Below are 19828 nucleotides of genomic sequence, written 5' to 3'. Positions count from 1 at the left end.
ATATCGGAAGTTGGCATCGCCTGAATATCCAAGTCGTATAGGTTTGTATTGTCCTTTTAACGCTTTGAGTGCATAGCGTTAAAGAGTAAGCGATGGGAGTAACGTTAAGCTGAGGAAGAATATCTAACAAAAAGCCCGCGTAAAGCGGGCTTTTTCATGTAGTGAATCAGATAGGGTTTAGCCTTGTATCTCTTTAGCAAAGATACCGAACTGCTTAGCTGCGTATGCCACTCGTTCCGCTGGTTTTGGGTATTCAGCGGGCATGCCTAAACTTTCAATGTGCTGCAATCTAGGGAGTAAGCCCGCCCCGTTCGCAATTTGAATAGCCAAGCCAGGTCGAGCATTTAACTCAAGTACCATTGGGCCCTCTTCTTGATCGAGTACCATATCGGTTCCCATGTAACCAAGCCCCGTCATTTCCCATGCACTTGAAGCCAGAGTAAGCAGCTTTTCCCAATGTGGGACTTGCAGCTGACTTAACTCTTGGTCGGTGTCTGGGTGATGAGTAATTGGCTTATCAAATTGTACCGCGCGCACGGCACGACCTGTCGCGATATCAATGCCAATTCCAACAGCGCCTTGGTGAAGGTTTGCCTTACCGTCAGAAGCGGCAGTAGAGCAACGCATCATTGCCATAACAGGATAACCCTTAAAAACAATGATACGAACGTCAGGTACACCCTCAAAGCTATAGCCGTCAAAGCAAGAGTCGAACTTGATTAAGTTCTCTACGACGGCAACATCATTTTTACCACCGAGGGAAAATAGCCCAGCTAAAGCGTTACTGATGTGGCGTTCCACATCTTCCTTGCCAACAGTTTCACCAGAAGGCTTAGTATAAACGCCATCTTTATGAGAAATGATAACAAGAATACCTTTACCACCACTGCCTTGCGCAGGTTTAATGACAAAACCCGGCCAGTCAGTAACCATCTTGTGGATGGTTTTAACTTCGGCTTGGTGCCCAATAACACCGATTAAAGCGGGTGTGGTACAGCCAGCTTGCTCAGCGATAATCTTGGTCTTTAGTTTGTCATCAACCAATGGGTACTTTGAGCGATCATTGTAACGAGCAATATAGCTATGGTTACGCTGATTCATGCCCATAATACCTTTATGGCGTAACTTACCTGGGGAAGTAAACTGTGAAAACATAGTTAGTCCTCCGCAAGTGGTTTAAAGCGACGTAGTTCTGTTAAACGGTATCCAGTGTAGGTACCAAGCAATAAGATAGCCGCTAATACAATCAGCTGTAGACCAATAAAGTTAAAGGTTAAGTGTTGAACATAGCTATTAGTCATTGCTAGGTAAACAAGTACAGCGGTTAATAGAGAGCCACCACCTTGCAAAAGAACCTCTTTAGGACCTTCTTCTTCCCAGAGAATAGACATACGTTCAATCGTCCAAGATAGGATGATCATCGGGAAGAACGTAATAGATAGACCTTCTGTTAGACCAATATTGAACGCGATAACCGTAAAGGCTGAAATGATCATGATAACGGTAATAATCACCGCGGAGATCCGGGATACCAAAAGCAGGTTTAATTTGGAGAGATAACTACGTATCACCAAACCGGTACCAACAATAAGTAAGAAACCCACGATACCGGTGACCAGTTGCGTTTGAACAAATGCCACTGCGATCAGTACTGGCATGAAAGTCCCTGACGTTTTTAGACCGACAATCACACGCAGGAATACAACAAGAAGCGCACCAATTGGAATGAGCATGATGGTTTTGAACATCGCTTGCTCTTCGAGAGGCAGACTATGAATAGAGATGTTGAGTAAACCATCGGCTTGCACTTTATCATTGGTTGCTTGTTTTGGAGAGACGTCTTGCGCAATCATAGAGAAGTGGACTTGGCTGTTTTGTCCACCGACGATATCAAGAAGAGAAACGTTTGACTCATCCCAGATTAACAAGTTTTCTTTCGTTTCAGGCGTACCAGACGTTGGGTTAAATAGCTCCCACTTCTTGCCGTCCCAAACTTGGTTCATCTGCTGGATACTTTGACGACGTCGACCATCCTCAAGTTCAATAACACCAACCACTTTACTTGGTATTTGAGCATAGGCAAGAAGCTTATCTACCGCCTCTACCTTAGATAAACGATTGAGTACTAATGCAGAGTTTTGGCTATCGCCATCATTGAGTGTTTTGATTAGTTCACGAGTAAAAGTGACGTCATCTGCAGAGCGTTGATTTGCACGGGTAATAAGTGCATTAGCTGCCGCTTCCATTGGGCCATCAAACGTTGGCTTTATGATTTCTCCAGTGGGCTTTGAAGATTGAACGACGGCTTGAGGATCAACTAAAAATTGAGTTTTGTAATAAATCGTCTGAGAGCCACTTGCTTGGCGAATAGACCATTCAGCACGGCGACCTGCATCGGTATTTAAGTAAGAAACACCGTAACCCGGTGAGGACGCTGATTCATTAATAAGAGTGTAGCCAGCTTGAGTGAGAGGCGCGGCCAAAGAGGCTTTAACGGGCTGATTTTGAGCAGTGAACTCTACGCGAGCTTCAATATCCCAAACTTGACGAGTTTCACCTGGGGTCCAAGGTACGCCGTAAGTATCATGTCTTAAAACACTAAGCGCAATCCCTGCAACTATCAGAAAGGCGACTGATAGATAAAATGGTATTTTTGAAGTCATAAACTACCTATTATTTTTGTTTGATTTCCGTATGTATATATTTGCGGCTTATATCAACAAGTGCGATGTCTCGAATGAACTCTCGCCCTAGAAGAATAGGATGACTCATTTGTGACCTGTCTGCCAATGTAAACTGCGCTTTTTCATGAATTTTGCCAACTCTAACCCAAAGTTCTACAACCGCTCTTCTTTCTGAGCTCTCACTAGTGGATTGGCGAATTTTTACAAATCGTATAACAGGAAGTTCGATCCAGTTGTTGTCATCCAATGTTGTGACACCGTCTGAGAGGTGGAAGCGAACCCAATTTCTACCATTGCGCTCAAAGTGCTGAATATCAATAGCATTTAATGATGATGTTGCGGCACCTGTATCAACTCGAGCATCAAAAGTTTGTCCAATCGAGTCGATTTGAACATGCTCAATTTCACCGAGTACTATTTTTTCTGTGGATGAGGTTGGTAGCGATACAGGAAGAGGGGATGTCTCTTCCTCTTCTTCTATTTGTGGGGGATTAGATAGACTGATGGTAGCGTGTTCAATTTGCTCTTGTAGGAAAATAATTTCTGCTTCTAAACTGTCAACATAATCCGTCTGATTGCTAACAGATAGGGCGATATTGTTAAGCCTATTGGTAAGATGAAGGTTCGATTCTTGAATAGCTGAAATTGTTTCTTGATGTAGTTGTTCGCTATTGGTTTGTGCGCAGCCGGCTAAAAGGCCAAGGGCAAGGGCTGGGACTAATCGTTTAAACATTGAAAACCTTAATGCACTATTATTATTAAGTTGTTTAGTGACTATGAGAGATGCTTTTTGATGCATCTCTCCTATATCAGCGGAAGAATATCTCATTGCTTGAATTACAAGTTAGAGAATTGTCAATTATGGCTTGTTCGCCACTAATATTGCGCGGCGTGGCGCAGGGTGACCTTCACGAGTCTTTGTTGGATCATTTGGGTCTAAATAATCAGGTAAAGAATTGTGCGTCATCCACTCTGTGGTACGTTGTTCACCAATGGTGGTTGTGTTCTCATCAACAACTCTAACATTTTCAAAACCAACTTGCTCTAACCACACCTTTAATGCTAAAGCAGAAGGGAAGAAATAAACATTTCTCATCTGAGCATAGCGACCGACCGGAACCAGAACCGTGTTTTCATCGCCTTCAATAACAAGTGTCTCAAGCACTAACTCTCCGCCAGAAACCAGTTGATCTTTTAGCTGAATGAGATGATCAAGTGGGGAACGGCGATGGTATAAAACGCCCATGCTAAATACCGTGTCAAACGCTTCCAACTTAGGAAGTTGTTCGATACCGAGTGGAAGCAAGTGAGTTCGTTGATCATCGCCCATTAGTTTTCGAATCGCTTCAAATTGGACTAAGAAAAGGTGAGAGGGGTCGATACCGATACATAAGCGCGCTTGCTCTCCAAGCATACGCCACATATGGTAGCCATTACCGCAGCCTACATCGAGAACATTACGATTTTTTAAGGGAGATATATGGGGTAATACACGATCCCATTTCCAGTCACTTCGCCATTCGGTATCGATATGAATGTCGTGGACGGTATAAGGGCCTTTGCGCCAAGGGTGAAACGTCTTCAATAGGTTCTCTAGCTTCTTTACTTCACCTGTTACAAGAGGAGTAGTATTGGAAAGAGAGACAGATTCTTTCAAATCAATATTATCAGGTTTACCCGATTGGATTTTTTTGAGTGCGCGAAGCCAGCGATCAAAATCCCCATGTTCTGCATTTTGCCAATCCGTAAGCTGCTGAGGTAGTGTATTGAGCCATGGTTGTAGGCGGTCATCTTTTGCGAGAAGTTGGTAGATGTTTGCAAAATCGAACATTGATGTGTTCCTGTAAAAATATCTATTATTTTGTGCGTGTTCAGTACGGCTCTATAAATAAAAGAGTGGATAACTGAACACTTTAAGGCATGGCTGACGAACGAAAGTTCCCAACCCGCTAATAAAAAGTGGCGTTATTACTTAATGGCGAACATTGAGCCAAAGTTAAAACATTGAAACCAAACCTCGTTACTTGAAAATCCAATGTTATTGAATCGTTCTTTGTGCATTTGAATGGAGTCTGGGCGCATGACGTTTTCTATTGCACTGCGCTTTTGGCTAACTTCTAATTCGCTATACCCATTGGCACGTTTAAAATCATGGTGCAGATCGATCAAAAGCTCGTTGGCATTTTCATCATCGAAGACATATTTTTCGGAAAGAATAAGAATGCCGCCAGGGCGCAATCCAGCGTAGATTTTCTCAAGTAGGGCGTAGCGATCGTCTGGGGAAAGAAATTGCAGCGTAAAATTTAACACGACGATAGAGGCATCTTTGATTTCGATCTCGCGAATATCCGCTTCCATAACCTCAACGGGTGTGTCAGAACGGTAAGCGTTCACGTGAAGCTTACAACGTTCCACCATGGCTGCTGAATTGTCGACAGCGAAGATAGTACAGCCTTCTTGATGGATATGGCGACGCATTGACAGTGTCGCAGCACCTAATGAACAACCCAAGTCATAAATATTAGAGTGAGGCTTTACAAACCGCTCTGCTAGCATGCCAATAGCAGAAATGATGTTGCTATAACCAGGAACTGAGCGTTGAATCATGTCAGGGAAAACTTCCGCGACACGTTCATCAAAAGTGAAGTCACCGATCTTATCGATTGGAGCGGAGAAGATAGCGTCTTTGTTGCCCATAATGTTCTCTCATGGATGTTAACTTAGGAATGGAATATCCATACCCGATAAAAGGGGGCGTATTTTACGTAATTATCCTTGTTATGTCACGAAATCATCGATGCTCTGATTGTATGAATATTGAACTATAGTTTGTGGTGAATTTAAAACATTGAAATTTGGTTGTTGCCTTGCTGGGCAGGGAAAGCAGCAAGTTTTGGAAGATCTGTTTTTTCAGCCAGTTGTTTATACAATTTGTCAGCCAATTGAGGAGCTTCTACATTATCTGGCGTATGTATCATGACATACGGTTGCTTTCCTTCCTCAATCCATATTGGGAGCTTCTTAAGCCAAGGTTCAAAAAAGGCCAAGTTTGCTTCTTGGTCTGGGTGCCCGATAAAGCGAATCATGGGATTATCGGCGGTCGAAATAGCATGAACAGGGACTTTGGGTTTTTTCTGATGGGCATCGATCACCGCGGCACTCGTGGGAGGAGCAGAAAAAACAGGGCGACTATCCATGATGATTCGATTAATTCCATTTTCTACTAGCCAGTGGTTAAAACGTTTTTCTGAGTCACGCTTATTAAAAAATCCCATGTGACGAACTTCAACGCCAAGTTTCATCTCTTTTGGAAACAGCGTACAAAACTTTTTTAAAACCTCTAGTGATTGAGGTTCAAATTGATGAGGCAGCTGAATTGTCCATTGCCCAATACGCGAGTGAAGAGGGGCCATAACATTAAGAAAGTCGGTGAGCTCTTGCTGGCAATGCCTTAACTGCTGTTGGTGGGTGATGAATTTTGGGAGCTTGAATGTGAAATGAAAATCATCGTGTGTTGCACTGCGCCAGTTTTGCAATGTGCTAATAGAGGGCGTGGCGTAAAACGTGGTATTCCCTTCAACGCAATGAAATACTGACGCGTATTTTTCAAGCCGTTCAGCAGGTTTTGTCCCTTTTCCATAAAGTGAAGATTGCCATTCAGGATGAGACCACATGGTTAAGCCGAGACGTAAAGGAAAATGGTACATGAAAACCCTAAATTTCATTTCGATAAATGGATAAAATAGTACTGTACGAGAGTTTTGCTGAATTCGGTACTTTCGAGATATAATTAGCGCAATTTTTTTGGTTTTGCTGAATATTTACACGTTTGGTGGTTTAAAAAGCAGCAAAGCACGATAAAACACAATAAATTCGAGTGCGGAAGGTCGATTTTGAGCGAGTTTCCGCGTATAAATATTCCTTTGCTCTGTAGGGTGGAAATGTCCGCCTACAGCTTGGAAATTAGTAAACAATTAAGAGATTGGGAAATTCATTATGCGTACCCATTACTGTGGTAACCTGAACAAGTCCCTGGCGGGACAAACTGTAGAATTGTGCGGCTGGGTAAATCGTCGCCGTGATTTAGGCGGTCTTATCTTCATTGATATGCGCGATCGCGAAGGCATCGTTCAGGTTGTTGTCGATCCAGATATGAAAGATATCTTTCCAATCGCGAACCAACTGCGTAATGAATTCTGTATCAAATTGACTGGCGAAGTACGCGTACGTCCAGAAAGCCAAGTAAACAAAGACATGGCAACGGGTGAAGTTGAGCTTTATGCAACAGGCTTAGAGATCATCAACCGTTCTGAAGCACTTCCACTAGATTTCAACCAAACGAACTCTGAAGAACAGCGTCTAAAGTACCGTTACATCGATCTTCGTCGCCCAGAAATGAGCGACCGCATCAAGCTTCGTGCACGTGCTTCTAGCTTCGTTCGTCGTTTCCTAGATGAAAACCTGTTCCTAGACATCGAAACACCAGTACTAACTAAAGCGACACCAGAAGGTGCACGTGACTACCTAGTACCAAGCCGTGTTCACAAAGGCAGTTTCTACGCACTTCCTCAATCTCCTCAGCTGTTTAAGCAGTTGCTGATGATGTCTGGTTTTGATCGCTACTACCAAATCGTTAAATGTTTCCGTGATGAAGATTTACGTGCTGATCGTCAGCCTGAATTTACTCAAATCGATATCGAAACCTCGTTCATGTCTTCTCAAGAAGTACGTAACATTACTGAAAAGCTGGTTCACGATATGTGGAAAGAGCTTTTGGATGTTGAACTTGGTCAATTCCCTGTCATGCCATTCTCTGAAGCGATTCGTCGTTTTGGTTCTGATAAGCCAGATCTACGTAACCCATTAGAACTCGTGGACGTTGCTGACTTACTGAAAGATGTCGAATTCAAAGTATTCTCTGGTCCTGCAAATGACGAAAAAGGTCGTGTAGCGGTAATCCGTGTCCCAGGTGGCGCTAAGCTAACTCGTAAGCAAATCGACGGTTATGCTGAGCATGTAGGCATCTACGGCGCGAAAGGCCTTGCTTGGATGAAGGTTAATGACCGTGCTGCAGGCATGGAAGGTATCCAATCTCCAGTGGCTAAGTTCCTAAACGAAGACGTCATTAACGGTATTCTTGAGCGTACTAATGCTGAATCTGGCGATATCATCCTATTTGGCGCTGATAAAGCGAACATCGTTGCTGAAGCAATGGGCGCACTTCGTATTAAGCTAGGCGATGACTTAGAACTAACGGATAAGAAAGCTTGGGCTCCTCTTTGGGTTATTGATTTTCCAATGTTCGAAGAAGACGGTGAAGGCAACCTACACGCTATGCACCACCCATTCACATCACCACTTGGTGTGAACGCGGAAGAGCTAAAAGCGAACCCAGCAGCAGCTAACTCTGATGCCTACGACATGGTTATCAACGGCTACGAAGTTGGCGGCGGTTCTGTACGTATTCACAACGCAGAAATGCAAACTGCGGTATTTGGCATCCTAGGTATTGAAGAGCAAGAGCAGCAAGAGAAGTTTGGCTTCCTACTTGACGCGCTTAAATACGGTACACCACCACACGCAGGTCTAGCATTCGGTCTTGACCGTCTAGCCATGCTACTTTGTGGTACAGAAAACATCCGTGACGTTATCGCATTCCCGAAAACAACGGCGGCAGCATGTCTACTAACAGACGCGCCAAGTTTAGCGAACCCAGCGTCACTGGAAGAGCTTGCGATCGCAGTCACTGAAGCTAAGAAAGAAGCTGAGTAATTCGCGAAATTTGCTAATTGACTAATACATAAGCGCTAATTGATGATATCAATTGGCGCTTTGTTTTTTCTAATGCAAACTAATAAAGAGGCGGCCGTAATTGGTCAAATCATAATAAGAGTAATTAATGTCGATTATTTTAGGGATTGATCCAGGTTCCCGCATTACAGGCTATGGCGTTATACAACAGCAAGGGCGTCATCTCTATTATCTAGGGAGTGGCTGTATTCGTATGTCTGAAAAAGAGTTGCCCGGGCGATTAAAGCAAATCTATGCGGGTGTTTCAGAGATCATTACTCAGTTCCAGCCAGACGTGTTTGCTATTGAACAGGTGTTCATGGCGAAAAACCCAGATTCAGCGCTCAAGCTTGGTCAGGCAAGAGGCAGCGCTATTGTTGCCGCCGTGAATTGTGATTTGCCTGTGTTTGAATATTCCGCGAGATCAATAAAACAAGCGGTCGTAGGAACAGGTGGCGCAGATAAAGCGCAGGTTCAGCACATGGTTCAACATATGTTAAAACTGCCAGCGAAACCGCAAGCCGATGCGGCAGATGCGCTTGGTGTGGCTATTTGTCATGCTAACACCAATAAAACGTTAGCGGCGCTTGCAGGGAAGGCGACCAGTGCGAAAAAAGGCCGTTATCGCTAATTCATCTGCATCCTCAAAAATGAGACATATTAAGCAGTTTGGGTATCTTTATTTGTTGCTGAGTTGTTAGGTAAATATAGTGGTCGGAGGTCTAATTAGTCTCAACTAGTCAAGGATGATCTCCGATGAACCCTGCTAAACTATGGCGTGAAGCTTGTATGCCGAATGATCCACAATGGGATCGAAAACAACAACGCCAAGCCGATATCCTCTCTTTATTTACATTTATTGCCTTTCTCGTCGGTATCTATAGCTTCATAAAATGGAGCAAGTATGGGCACGACTCCCTTATTATGACGTCAATGGCGTTAATGGCTCTTGAGCTGATTTCAGCCATGAGTTTGCGATGGTTGAAAAGTCCGTTCATTGCCTTAAATATTGGCTTCACGGGAATGGCACTGCATGCGCTGAATATAATTTATCAAAGTGGTGGAGTGGTGAATTCAACCCAAGCATTTTGGGTTCCGCTCCTCATTGTTGCGTTCTTCTTGTCTGGCACAAGAGTGATGGCGCTAACGTGGAGCCTAGTTGTGATATCCCTGTCATCCGTCATGACCTATCAGCACATATCAGGTACGCCATTTCCTGTATTAGAATTAAGTGAATCAGCGACCCGCATTGAAATATGGTCTGGAACGGTTCTTCCGCTCATCGTTATTTGCATCGCTCAAGCATTCACAGCAAAGCAGCGTGACCACGCTATCGAGGTTGCCGAAAAGGCGAAGCAAAGTAGCGAGCATATAGCATCGAAGGCACAAAACGGATCAAACAGATTAGCGAGTGTATTAGAGCAGGCCACAACAAACTCAACTCAGCTTAAAAGTGTCTCTGAAGAGCTTGAATTGCAATCTAAGCAACTTGATGGACAGGTGAATCAACTCAATATTAATTGTGAATCGCAAGCGAGTGCCGCCGAGCAGATGAGCCAGCAAGTCCACCAAATGGCACTGGGAGTGGAAGAGTCGAGCAAATTTGTCGATGAGCTTCATTTTAGAAGTCAGCAGGTTCATCAGCAGGCAGCAATGAGTTCGGAGCTACTTGCCGCTTCAACATCGGCAATTGGCCAAATACTCAGTAGTCATGAAGAGATAACCAAAGTTGCAGATTTAATCACTTCAGTGGCAGAACAAACGAATCTATTGGCACTAAATGCCGCCATAGAAGCGGCGAGAGCAGGGGAACAAGGTAGAGGTTTTGCTGTGGTTGCTGAGCAAGTACGAGAGTTGTCTGGGAAAAGTAGTAACTCAGCTATAGAGATTCGTTCGCTGCTAGATCGTAGTGAAAATGAAGTGAAGCATGGCCAAGAGGTTGTGACATCAAGCGCTGAACGAATGAATTCCATTATCGAACAAGTGACCCAAATCTCCACAGATGTAAATGGGTTAACAGGTATCATGGCGCAACAAATGACGTCACTTAAAGAGCTCGATGAAACCAGTAGTGAGGTCGCGAGTAGTGTCGTGAGCACCAAATCTATTTCAGAGACCGTCGCTCGAAATGGCGATGCACTGAATAATCAAGTGGACTCAGTACGCCGTTTAACGCATCAGCTCGATCAAGTTGTGTCGAACATTTGATTCCAATTTGCATAAAGAACTGGATGTCTATCCAGTTCTTTATTATTCTTGTCGCAAATTGTTTTCTAAAGAGATCTCACGTGATTGGACGTCTTCGCGGCTTATTGATTGAAAAGCAGCCCCCTGAATTATTAATTGAAGTAAATGGCATTGGCTATGAAGTGCAAATGCCGATGAGCTGTTTTTATGAGCTTCCAGAATTGGGTCAAGAGGCAGTGATTTATACTCACTTTGTGGTGAGAGAAGACGCTCAGCTTCTTTACGGCTTTAATACGGTTAAAGAGCGCGCTCTATTTAGAGAAGTGATTAAAGCCAACGGAGTTGGCCCTAAGCTTGGTTTAGGTATCTTATCGGGTATGTCGGCGAGTCAGTTTGTGGCGAGTGTAGAGCGTGAAGATATTTCAACGTTAGTTAAGCTTCCTGGAGTTGGTAAAAAAACCGCAGAACGTCTTGTGGTTGAGATGAAAGACCGCTTGAAAGGCTGGGGCGAAGGGGATTTATTTACGCCTGCGACCGATGCTGCTCCTATCGATTCACCTGTAACTAACAGCCCGAAGCATGCGCAAGATGAAGCGGTGAGTGCGCTACTTGCGCTTGGCTATAAGCCTGTTCAGGCTTCTAAGGTGGTATCTCAAGTTGCAAGAGATGATATGACTAGCGAACAGATTATTCGCGATTCATTAAAGTCGATGGTTTAAGACACAACTAGGATTAAATACTCACTATGATTGAAGCCGATCGTTTAATTGCCCCAGATAGCCCAGTTTTTAAAGAAGAAGACGTTATTGATCGCGCCATTCGACCTAAAAAGCTAGCCGATTATAAAGGCCAAGATCACGTCAAAGATCAGATGGAAATCTTTATTAAAGCGGCGCAGCTTCGAAATGAAGCGCTTGACCATCTCTTGATCTTCGGGCCTCCAGGTTTAGGTAAAACGACACTGGCCAACATTGTTGCGAATGAGATGGAAGTCAATATTCGAACGACATCTGGCCCAGTTCTAGAAAAAGCGGGTGACTTAGCTGCGCTACTCACCAATCTCGAAGAGAATGATGTTCTTTTTATCGATGAAATTCACCGTTTAAGCCCAATGGTTGAAGAGGTGCTTTATCCGGCGATGGAAGACTATCAATTAGATATTATGATTGGTGAAGGGCCAGCTGCTCGCTCAATAAAGATAGATTTACCGCCATTTACCCTTATTGGGGCGACGACTCGTGCAGGATCATTAACGTCACCACTTCGTGACCGTTTTGGTATCACACAGCGTCTTGAATATTACAAAGTGGCCGATCTGCAAAATATCGTTATGCGCAGTGCCAATTGCTTGAATCTTTCAATGGAAGAGGAAGGTGCATTAGAGATTGCTCGACGAGCACGTGGTACGCCTCGAATCGCTAACCGACTGTTGCGTCGTGTGCGTGATTACGCAGAAGTGAAAGGTAATGGGCATATTTGTGAGAATGTCGCTGATAAAGCGCTCAATATGCTTGATGTTGACGCACAAGGATTCGATTATATGGATAGAAAATTACTTCTCGCCATAATGGAAAAATTTAGTGGTGGGCCAGTAGGGCTAGACAACATGGCCGCAGCCATCGGCGAAGAGAAAGACACGATTGAAGATGTCTTAGAGCCTTATCTTATTCAGCAAGGTTATTTGCAGCGGACACCACGAGGCCGAATTGCAACGGATAGAGCCTATCTGCATTTCGGTATTGATAAGCCTTAATTCTTTTAGGAATAACGCTCAAAAGCCAGGTACCACCTGGCTTTTTTGTATTTACTTATTCCTTAGTACGAATTCCATTCAACTATTTTTTAGTGTTCGCAAACAATATTTCCTAAATTTACAAAGATTAACGCTTTTAATTGAATTTAAATGCCCTAACCACTCAAATTATTTTGATAAGTTCAATTTTGAGGAGTACTATCATGGGGCTCTGCACCGTTACGGTGTAACACGGATTTAACAATAACACAAACTTTGCGTAACACCCTAAAGCGGCCTTTTAGTGCGTTAGGGGTTTTATTGTATAGAAGAAAGTGCCTTCAGCCGGCACAAAGGAGCTATCAATGTTCGATATCGATGTAGTTGATCTATCGCGATTGCAATTTGCACTGACCGCGATGTATCACTTCTTGTTCGTACCATTGACTTTAGGATTGGCGTTTCTGCTTGCCATCATGGAGTCACTGTATGTAATGACCGATAAAAAGATCTATAAGGATATGACAAAATTTTGGGGTAAGTTGTTCGCCATTAACTTTGCGTTAGGCGTTGCAACTGGTCTCACCATGGAGTTCCAATTCGGCACCAACTGGTCTTATTACTCTCACTATGTGGGCGATATATTTGGTGCACCTCTTGCTATTGAAGCGCTGGTCGCTTTCTTCCTAGAATCTACACTTTTCGGCCTATTCTTATTTGGTTGGGACAGACTTTCAAAACGTCAGCACTTAGCGGTAACTTGGTTAATGGCGATAGGATCGAACTTATCTGCGCTATGGATCCTCGTTGCGAACGGCTGGATGCAGAACCCAATCGGTGCTGAATTCAACTACGAAACCATGAGAATGGAGATGGTGAGCTTTGCTGAGGTGGTATTAAACCCGGTAGCTCAAGTTAAATTCGTACACACTGTCGCATCAGGTTATGTTGCAGGTTCAATGTTTGTACTTGCGATCAGCTCTTACTACCTATTAAAAGGTCGTGATATCGCGTTCGCTCGTCGTTCATTTGCAATCGCAGCATCGTTCGGTATGGCGTCGATTCTATCGGTAATCGTTCTAGGTGATGAATCTGGCTATGAACTCGGTGATGTTCAAAAGGTGAAATTGGCTGCTATCGAATCTGAATGGCATACTGAAGAAGCGCCTGCCGCATTTACTGTGTTTGGTATTCCAAATCAAGAGACGATGGAAACCGACTATGCGATTAAAATACCTTACATGATGGGTATTATCGCGACTCGTTCAACAGATACAGAAGTGACTGGTTTACGCGATCTGCGCGATGAACACATTGTTCGTATCCGTAATGGCATGCTGGCCTATGAAGTTCTTAATGAACTTCGCGCAGGAAACCGTACCGAAGAGAACCTCGCTAACTTTGAAGTATTAAAAGAAGATCTAGGCTATGGTTTGCTGCTTAAGCGTTATACCGACAATGTGGTAGACGCGACAGAAGAGCAGATTCAAATGGCCGCTGATGACTCTATCCCTACAGTTTGGCCTCTATTCTGGTCATTCCGTATCATGGTTGCGTGTGGCATGATCATGCTGGTCGTATTCGCAGCTGCGTTTGTACAAACGTGTCGTCAAAAAATTGAACAAAAGCCTTGGGTACTGAAAGCGACGCTTCTTAGTCTACCTCTTCCGTGGATTGCGATTGAAGCAGGTTGGTTCGTTGCTGAGTATGGTCGTCAACCGTGGGCGGTTGGTGAGATTTTACCAGTGCATGTAGCAGCTTCTGCGTTGACCGTAGGTCAGCTATGGACATCTCTAGGGTTAATCATCGGACTATACACCGTATTCTTAATTGCCGAAGTGTATCTGATGCTGAAGTATGCTCGTAAAGGACCAAGTAGCCTTAATACTGGTCGTTACCACTTTGAACAAGGTGAGCAATCCCTTGAAGATAAAGTTAACCGTCAAGTAGAAGCATAGGAAGGGAATAAAATATGTTTGATTACGAAACGTTACGTCTCATCTGGTGGGTACTGATTGGTGTCCTATTTGTAGGCTTCGCTATTACAGACGGCTTCGATATGGGTGTATGTGCCATGGTGCCCGTAGTCGGTAAAACCGATACAGAGCGTCGTGTCATGATTAACTCGATCGCCCCTCACTGGGATGGTAACCAAGTGTGGCTAATCACGGCCGCAGGTGCTCTATTTGCCGCTTGGCCGCAAGTGTACGCTACGTCATTTTCTGGCTTTTACTTTGCGATGCTTCTCGCTTTAGCCGCATTGTGGTTAAGACCGGTAGGGCTTGATTATCGCTCAAAGATTGAAGACCCAAAATGGCGTAAGTCATGGGATATCTGTATTTCAATCAGTGGTTTTGTGCCGCCGATAATCTTTGGTGTTGCTTTTGGTAACTTACTGCAAGGTGTGTCATTTCAATTTAATGACTTCTTGATGTCTACGTATCATGGGTCGTTCTTTGGACTACTAAACCCGTTTGCTCTTCTTTGTGGTGTCATTAGTCTACTGATGTTCCTACTACAAGGCTCAGCATGGCTACAGATGAAAACAACTGACTCAGTACGCACTCGTGCACGTGGTATTGCTCAGGTTGCTGGTATAGTTTTGGTGGCTCTATTTATTTCTGCTGGTGTTTGGGTTCAATCAATCGAAGGCTATGTTATTTCAAGTGTGATTGATACTAACGCGCCTTCAAATCCTCTAAATAAAGAAGTCATCCGTGAAGTCGGTGCTTGGATGAACAACTTCGAGACCTACCCGCTGATGTGGGCTGCGCCTGCGCTAGGTATTGTCGGAGGGTTATTTGCTTCGTTGTTCTCTCGATTGAACAAACCAGGTTTTGGCTTTGTATCTTCAAGTTTGGCTAACGCTGGTATTATCTTTACGGCAGGACTGGCAATGTTTCCATTCCTTATGCCGTCAGATTTGATACCAAACCATAGCTTGACGATGTGGGACTCGACTTCAAGTGAGTTGACTCTAAACCTGATGACGGCAGTGGCCTTTGTTATGGTACCAATCATTCTTGGTTACACGTCGTGGACTTATTACAAAATGTTTGGTCGCATCGACAACAAACATATTGAAGACAACAAACATTCACTTTATTAAGGAGCAGACTTATGTGGTATTTTGCATGGATTTTGGGCGTACTACTCGCTTGTGCATTTGGCATCATTAATGCTCTTTGGTTAGAGCACACTGAAATGATGGACAAAGACAGCAAAGAATAGCTTCAATTGCTGTGGTATCGGAGCAAGATTGTCATACATCGATACAATTTCATTGAAGAAATGATGAAATAATATCCAACTTAGCGCTGCCTCTTTGAGACAGCGCTAATTTTTTATCTGAGAGGCGACAAAACCGTTGATAGCACTTGTACTAATGGTGTTAAGGTGCGGTATAGTAGGTTCCAATATTGAATTGATAATGGGTATTATTTTGCATCCAAGTGACGTGATTTTTCACTGGCCAGTAACGGTCTATTACGAAGACACTGATGCTGGTGGGGTGGTTTATCACTCTAATTATCTAAAATATTTTGAACGAGCTAGAACGGAAATGCTTCGTAGTATCGGTGTGTCACAACACAGTTTACTAGAAGAGAATGTGGCTTTTGTAATTCGCCATATTGATATCGATTTTCTACAAGGTGCTCGCCTTGATGAACAACTGAATGTCGTTACGACTATTTCTAACCTAAAAAAAGCATCCATCACTTTCTGTCAAGAGATCGTAAATCTCGATGGCAAGATATTGTGTAAAGCATTGGTTAAGGTAGCATGTATCGATAACGTGAAAATGAGGCCTAAAGCGATGCCTCAATCTATAGTTTTGGAGTTTACCGAAAGTGACTGCTGATATTTCGTTTGTAGAGTTGATACTAGAAGCCAGTATTTTAGTTCAATTAGTTATGTTGATTTTGTTAGGGATGTCAGTCGCTTCTTGGGCAATGATTATCAAACGCAGCAAAGTACTGTCTCAAGCTGCAAAAGACGCCGAATCATTTGAAGATAAGTTTTGGTCTGGCACTGACCTTGCCATTCTTTACCAAGATGTAAAGAAAAGAAAAAATGACATTTCTGGCAGTGAAGAGATCTTCTATTCAGGTTTTACTGAGTTCGCTCGTTTGCGTAAATCGAACGCAGACTCGCCAGGCTTCATCATGGAAGGAACAGGTCGTGCAATGCGCGTCGCTGTCGCCCGAGAAGTTGATGATCTAGAAACTAACTTACCGTTTCTAGCAACGGTTGGTTCGATTAGTCCATACATCGGCCTCTTCGGTACTGTATGGGGCATTATGCATGCCTTTATTGCCTTAGGGGAAGTTAAGCAAGCAACACTTTCAATGGTTGCCCCTGGTATTGCAGAAGCGCTTATTGCAACAGCAATGGGTCTATTCGCAGCAATTCCTGCGGTAATGGCTTACAACCGATTTAGTAGTAATGTCGGCAAGCTTGAACATAACTACGCTACCTTCTCAGAAGAGTTTCACAGTATTTTACACCGCCAAGCGATGGCAGGTAGGGATTAACCATGGCTGGTTATCAACCAAAAAAACGTAAGATGACAGCGGAGATTAACGTCGTTCCCTATATCGATGTTATGTTGGTTTTATTAATCATCTTCATGGCGACATCCCCGTTTATTACGCAAGGTGTTGATGTGGAATTACCTAAAACGACCAGTGCGAAGCCTGCATCAGACTTAGCAGGCGAAACGGAGAGTAGCTTTATCATTGTTGAAATAGATCGGGATGGAAATCTTGGCTTGAGTGTCAACGACGAGGAAGTGCAACGTGGGATTTCATTGCAAGACGTTATTGTTCGAGTAAAGGCTGAGTTATCCATAAAGCCTGATTCACCAGTGGCCGTTGGTGGTGATGCCGCAACGCCTTATGCTGATGTTGTATTGGTGTTGGATGAGCTAAGCCGCGCTGGTATTCCGAAAGTTGGTCTGTTAACGGATATAAAGGATTAAGATCCGCATAACTCATGAAAGAAACTAACTCGAAAAAACAAGATTATCGAAATCCAGTTGTTATCTCTTTGGCGATGCATGCGGCATTAGTTGTCGCATTGCTTTGGGGGACGGATTTCACCATGTCGGAACCAGAGCCAAGTGGCAACCTAGTACAAGCTGTTGTGATTGATCCTAGCTTGGTTAGAGAGCAGGCTCAAAAAATTCGAAGTCAACGCGATGCTGCGGCAAAAAAAGAACAAGAACGTTTAGACAAATTAAAACGTGAAAGTGAGCAGCTTGAGAAAAACCGAAAAGCGGAAGAAGATCGCATTCGTAAGTTGAAAGAGCAGCAGGTTAAGGAAGCAAAAGCGGCTCGTGAAGCTGAGAAAAAACGTGTTCAAGTAGAGAAAGAGCGAAAAGCGCAGGAAGCTCGTGTTAAGCAAGAACGAGAGAAAGCGAAAAAACTTGAAGCTGAACGCAAAGTGAAAGAAGCTGAACTTAAAAGAGCGGAAGAAGAGCGTGTAGCAAAACAAGCCGCTATTGCAAAAGCAGAGAAAGAGCGTATAGCTCAAGAAAAAGCCGCGAAAGAAGCGAAAGAAGCGGCCGAGCGTGCAGAAAAAGCGAGAATAGCTGAAGAGAAAGCTGCGAAAGAGGCGGCAGAAAAGGCTCGTCAAGAGAAAGCTCGTTTAGAAAAACTAGAACGCGAGCGTAAAGAGCAAGAGGCAGCACTCAATGATATTTTTGCCGGCATGGAGAGTGAAAACGAAAGAAACTCTTCTGCTCAATCACAGTTTGCCCAATCAGAAGCCGCTCGTTACGGCGAGATATATAAGCAGATGATTAAACAGAACTTATTAGTTGAGGAGAGCTTTAAGGGAAAGTCTTGTCGAGTTAACCTTCGCTTGATACCTGCAGGCGACTCCGCGCTATTGGGTAATGTATCAGTTATTAACGGCGATAATCGCCTTTGCTCAGCGACTAAGCGAGCAGTAGCTCAGGTTAACGCGTTTCCACTACCTGCAAATCAACCGAGTGTTGTTGAGCAGTTGAAAAGCATTAATTTAACAGTCGAACTGTAACAGTAATAAGGAAAAGCGAGTGTTTAAGCGAATAATTTTAGGATGTTTGTTGCTAATGTCGAGCACTGTTCAATTTGCCAATGCGGCGCTTGAGCTTGTTATTACCGACGGTATCAATTCAGCAAGGCCGATAGCGATTGTCCCATTTAAGTGGCAAGGTGATAAACCATTACCTCATGATGTTTCCGCCGTGATTGCTTCGGATTTGCAGCGCAGTGGTAAGTTTAGCCCTGTAGCGACAAGTAATATGCCACAAACCCCTTATTCGGAGTCTGAGATTAACTTTGATGCATGGAGCGGAGTAGGCGTTGACTCTTTACTCACAGGCACGATCTCGAAAGGTGAAGGTGATAACTACATCGTTAATTATCAGCTAGTCGATGTTATTCGTGGTCAGTTAACTCAAGGGCAAAGTAGGGCGCTAAGCTCTGATGGTCAACTGGTACTATCAAAGGACCATGTTCTTTTTAATAAGAAAGCGACAGTACCTGGGCACCGACTGCGCGAGTATGCGCATCGCATTTCTGATTTAGTTTACAAAGAACTGACGGGTGAACGTGGTGCATTTCTAACTCGTATCGCGTATGTTGTTGTTCAAGATAAAGATCCGTATCCGTATCAGCTTAGAGTAGCGGACTATGACGGCTATAATGAGCGTTTGGTATTGCGATCGAAGCAACCTTTGATGTCACCAGCGTGGTCTCCTGATGCTAAACAGTTAGCGTATGTGAGTTTTCAAAATGGTCAGGCAGAAATCTTTGTGATGGACATTTATACGGGTAAACGTGAAAAGATTACGTCATATCCTCGTCATAATGGCGCGCCAAGATTCTCACCTGACGGAAGTCAGTTAGCATTGGTATTGTCGAAAACGGGTAGCTTACAAGTCTACACTTTGGACTTAAAGTCAAAGAAACTGACTCAAATTACCCGCGGCAGATCAAATAATACGGAACCATATTGGCATCCGGATGGAAAATCATTAATCTTTACCTCTGATAGAGGTGGTAGGCCACAGATTTATAACGTAAATTTGGCAGATGGTGCGACCAACCGTCTGACTTGGCAAGGCAGCCAAAACTTAGGTGGACAAATTACACCGGACGGCCGGTTCCTCGTAATGGTGAATCGTAGCAACACAGGGTTTAATTTGGCCAAACAAGATTTAGAAACTGGTGCGATGCAAGTATTAACAAGTACCTTGCTTGACGAGTCTCCAAGTATTGCACCTAATGGCGGTATGGTCATTTACAGTTCTATCTACAACGAAACGAATGTACTTTCGATGGTGTCGATAGATGGACGTTTTAAAGCTAGATTACCGGCGACAAATGGGCGTGTAAGAGCACCTGCTTGGTCTCCGTTTCTATAGCAAAAAATAAGTATTAATTAG

At 43.7% G+C, this 19828-nt stretch carries 19 protein-coding genes; 13 read left to right on the top strand and 6 right to left on the bottom strand.

Going from position 1 to position 19828, the window contains the following annotated elements:
* Positions 1-177: 177 nt before the first annotated feature.
* The 6 genes from KP803_RS01540 to KP803_RS01515 form a co-directional block, all read right to left on the bottom strand.
* Complete coding sequence (locus KP803_RS01540; RefSeq protein ID WP_248007067.1) at positions 178-1155, bottom strand: alpha-L-glutamate ligase-like protein; 978 nt, start codon at positions 1153-1155, stop codon at positions 178-180.
* Positions 1156-1157: 2 nt separating this feature from the next.
* On the bottom strand, positions 1158-2663 hold the full coding sequence (locus tag KP803_RS01535; protein WP_248007066.1) for an inactive transglutaminase family protein: 1506 nt from the start codon (positions 2661-2663) through the stop codon (positions 1158-1160).
* Positions 2664-2673: 10 nt separating this feature from the next.
* Positions 2674-3417, bottom strand: a complete 744-nt coding sequence (locus KP803_RS01530) for an ATP-dependent zinc protease family protein (RefSeq protein WP_248007065.1) — start codon at positions 3415-3417, stop codon at positions 2674-2676.
* A gap of 126 nt (positions 3418-3543) precedes the next feature.
* On the bottom strand, positions 3544-4515 hold the full coding sequence (gene cmoB, locus KP803_RS01525; protein WP_248007064.1) for a tRNA 5-methoxyuridine(34)/uridine 5-oxyacetic acid(34) synthase CmoB: 972 nt from the start codon (positions 4513-4515) through the stop codon (positions 3544-3546).
* 137 nt (positions 4516-4652) lie between these two features.
* The gene (gene cmoA, locus KP803_RS01520; RefSeq protein WP_248007063.1) at positions 4653-5381 is read right to left on the bottom strand and encodes a carboxy-S-adenosyl-L-methionine synthase CmoA; all 729 of its coding nucleotides are present in this window, start codon (positions 5379-5381) and stop codon (positions 4653-4655) included.
* Between the two features lie 143 nt (positions 5382-5524).
* Positions 5525-6391: a DUF72 domain-containing protein gene (locus KP803_RS01515; protein ID WP_248007062.1), complete on the bottom strand. Its 867-nt coding sequence runs from the start codon at positions 6389-6391 to the stop codon at positions 5525-5527.
* A 289-nt stretch (positions 6392-6680) separates the two neighbouring features.
* Here KP803_RS01515 and aspS point away from each other — a divergent pair, with 289 nt between their 5' ends.
* The 13 genes from aspS to tolB all read left to right on the top strand — a co-directional run bounded on the left by aspS (position 6681) and on the right by tolB (position 19807).
* On the top strand, positions 6681-8456 hold the full coding sequence (aspS, locus tag KP803_RS01510) for an aspartate--tRNA ligase (RefSeq protein WP_248007061.1): 1776 nt from the start codon (positions 6681-6683) through the stop codon (positions 8454-8456).
* A 127-nt stretch (positions 8457-8583) separates the two neighbouring features.
* A complete protein-coding gene (gene ruvC / locus KP803_RS01505; protein ID WP_248007060.1) occupies positions 8584-9105 on the top strand; it encodes a crossover junction endodeoxyribonuclease RuvC in 522 nt (173 codons plus the stop codon).
* A gap of 125 nt (positions 9106-9230) precedes the next feature.
* Positions 9231-10682, top strand: coding sequence for a methyl-accepting chemotaxis protein (locus KP803_RS01500; RefSeq protein ID WP_248007059.1), 1452 nt, complete (start codon positions 9231-9233; stop codon positions 10680-10682).
* Positions 10683-10762: 80 nt separating this feature from the next.
* A complete protein-coding gene (gene ruvA, locus KP803_RS01495) occupies positions 10763-11380 on the top strand; it encodes a Holliday junction branch migration protein RuvA (RefSeq protein WP_248007058.1) in 618 nt (205 codons plus the stop codon).
* A 26-nt stretch (positions 11381-11406) separates the two neighbouring features.
* Positions 11407-12414 (top strand): Holliday junction branch migration DNA helicase RuvB, encoded by a 1008-nt coding sequence (gene ruvB, locus KP803_RS01490; RefSeq protein WP_248007057.1) that lies wholly within the window; start codon positions 11407-11409, stop codon positions 12412-12414.
* Positions 12415-12758: 344 nt separating this feature from the next.
* Positions 12759-14351, top strand: coding sequence for a cytochrome ubiquinol oxidase subunit I (locus tag KP803_RS01485; protein ID WP_248007056.1), 1593 nt, complete (start codon positions 12759-12761; stop codon positions 14349-14351).
* 14 nt (positions 14352-14365) lie between these two features.
* Complete coding sequence (cydB, locus tag KP803_RS01480; RefSeq protein ID WP_248007055.1) at positions 14366-15502, top strand: cytochrome d ubiquinol oxidase subunit II; 1137 nt, start codon at positions 14366-14368, stop codon at positions 15500-15502.
* Positions 15503-15513: 11 nt separating this feature from the next.
* Positions 15514-15624 (top strand): cytochrome bd-I oxidase subunit CydX, encoded by a 111-nt coding sequence (gene cydX / locus KP803_RS01475; protein ID WP_248007054.1) that lies wholly within the window; start codon positions 15514-15516, stop codon positions 15622-15624.
* A gap of 199 nt (positions 15625-15823) precedes the next feature.
* Positions 15824-16255 carry a tol-pal system-associated acyl-CoA thioesterase gene (gene ybgC / locus KP803_RS01470; protein ID WP_248007053.1) on the top strand — a complete coding sequence of 144 codons (432 nt, stop codon included), beginning with the start codon at positions 15824-15826 and terminating at the stop codon, positions 16253-16255.
* A complete protein-coding gene (gene tolQ, locus KP803_RS01465) occupies positions 16245-16928 on the top strand; it encodes a protein TolQ (RefSeq protein WP_248007052.1) in 684 nt (227 codons plus the stop codon). The genes ybgC and tolQ overlap by 11 nt, the downstream gene beginning before the upstream one ends.
* A gap of 2 nt (positions 16929-16930) precedes the next feature.
* Positions 16931-17374 carry an ExbD/TolR family protein gene (locus KP803_RS01460; RefSeq protein ID WP_248007051.1) on the top strand — a complete coding sequence of 148 codons (444 nt, stop codon included), beginning with the start codon at positions 16931-16933 and terminating at the stop codon, positions 17372-17374.
* A 14-nt stretch (positions 17375-17388) separates the two neighbouring features.
* Positions 17389-18435: a cell envelope integrity protein TolA gene (tolA, locus tag KP803_RS01455; RefSeq protein WP_248007050.1), complete on the top strand. Its 1047-nt coding sequence runs from the start codon at positions 17389-17391 to the stop codon at positions 18433-18435.
* Between the two features lie 55 nt (positions 18436-18490).
* Positions 18491-19807, top strand: a complete 1317-nt coding sequence (gene tolB / locus KP803_RS01450; RefSeq protein ID WP_282437130.1) for a Tol-Pal system beta propeller repeat protein TolB — start codon at positions 18491-18493, stop codon at positions 19805-19807.
* Positions 19808-19828: the final 21 nt, after the last annotated feature.

Source organism: Vibrio amylolyticus, from assembly GCF_023145695.1.
GTDB lineage: Bacteria > Pseudomonadota > Gammaproteobacteria > Enterobacterales > Vibrionaceae > Vibrio > Vibrio amylolyticus.
Note: the sequence above shows the minus strand (reverse complement) of the source record. Positions and strands in the feature narration are given on the sequence as shown.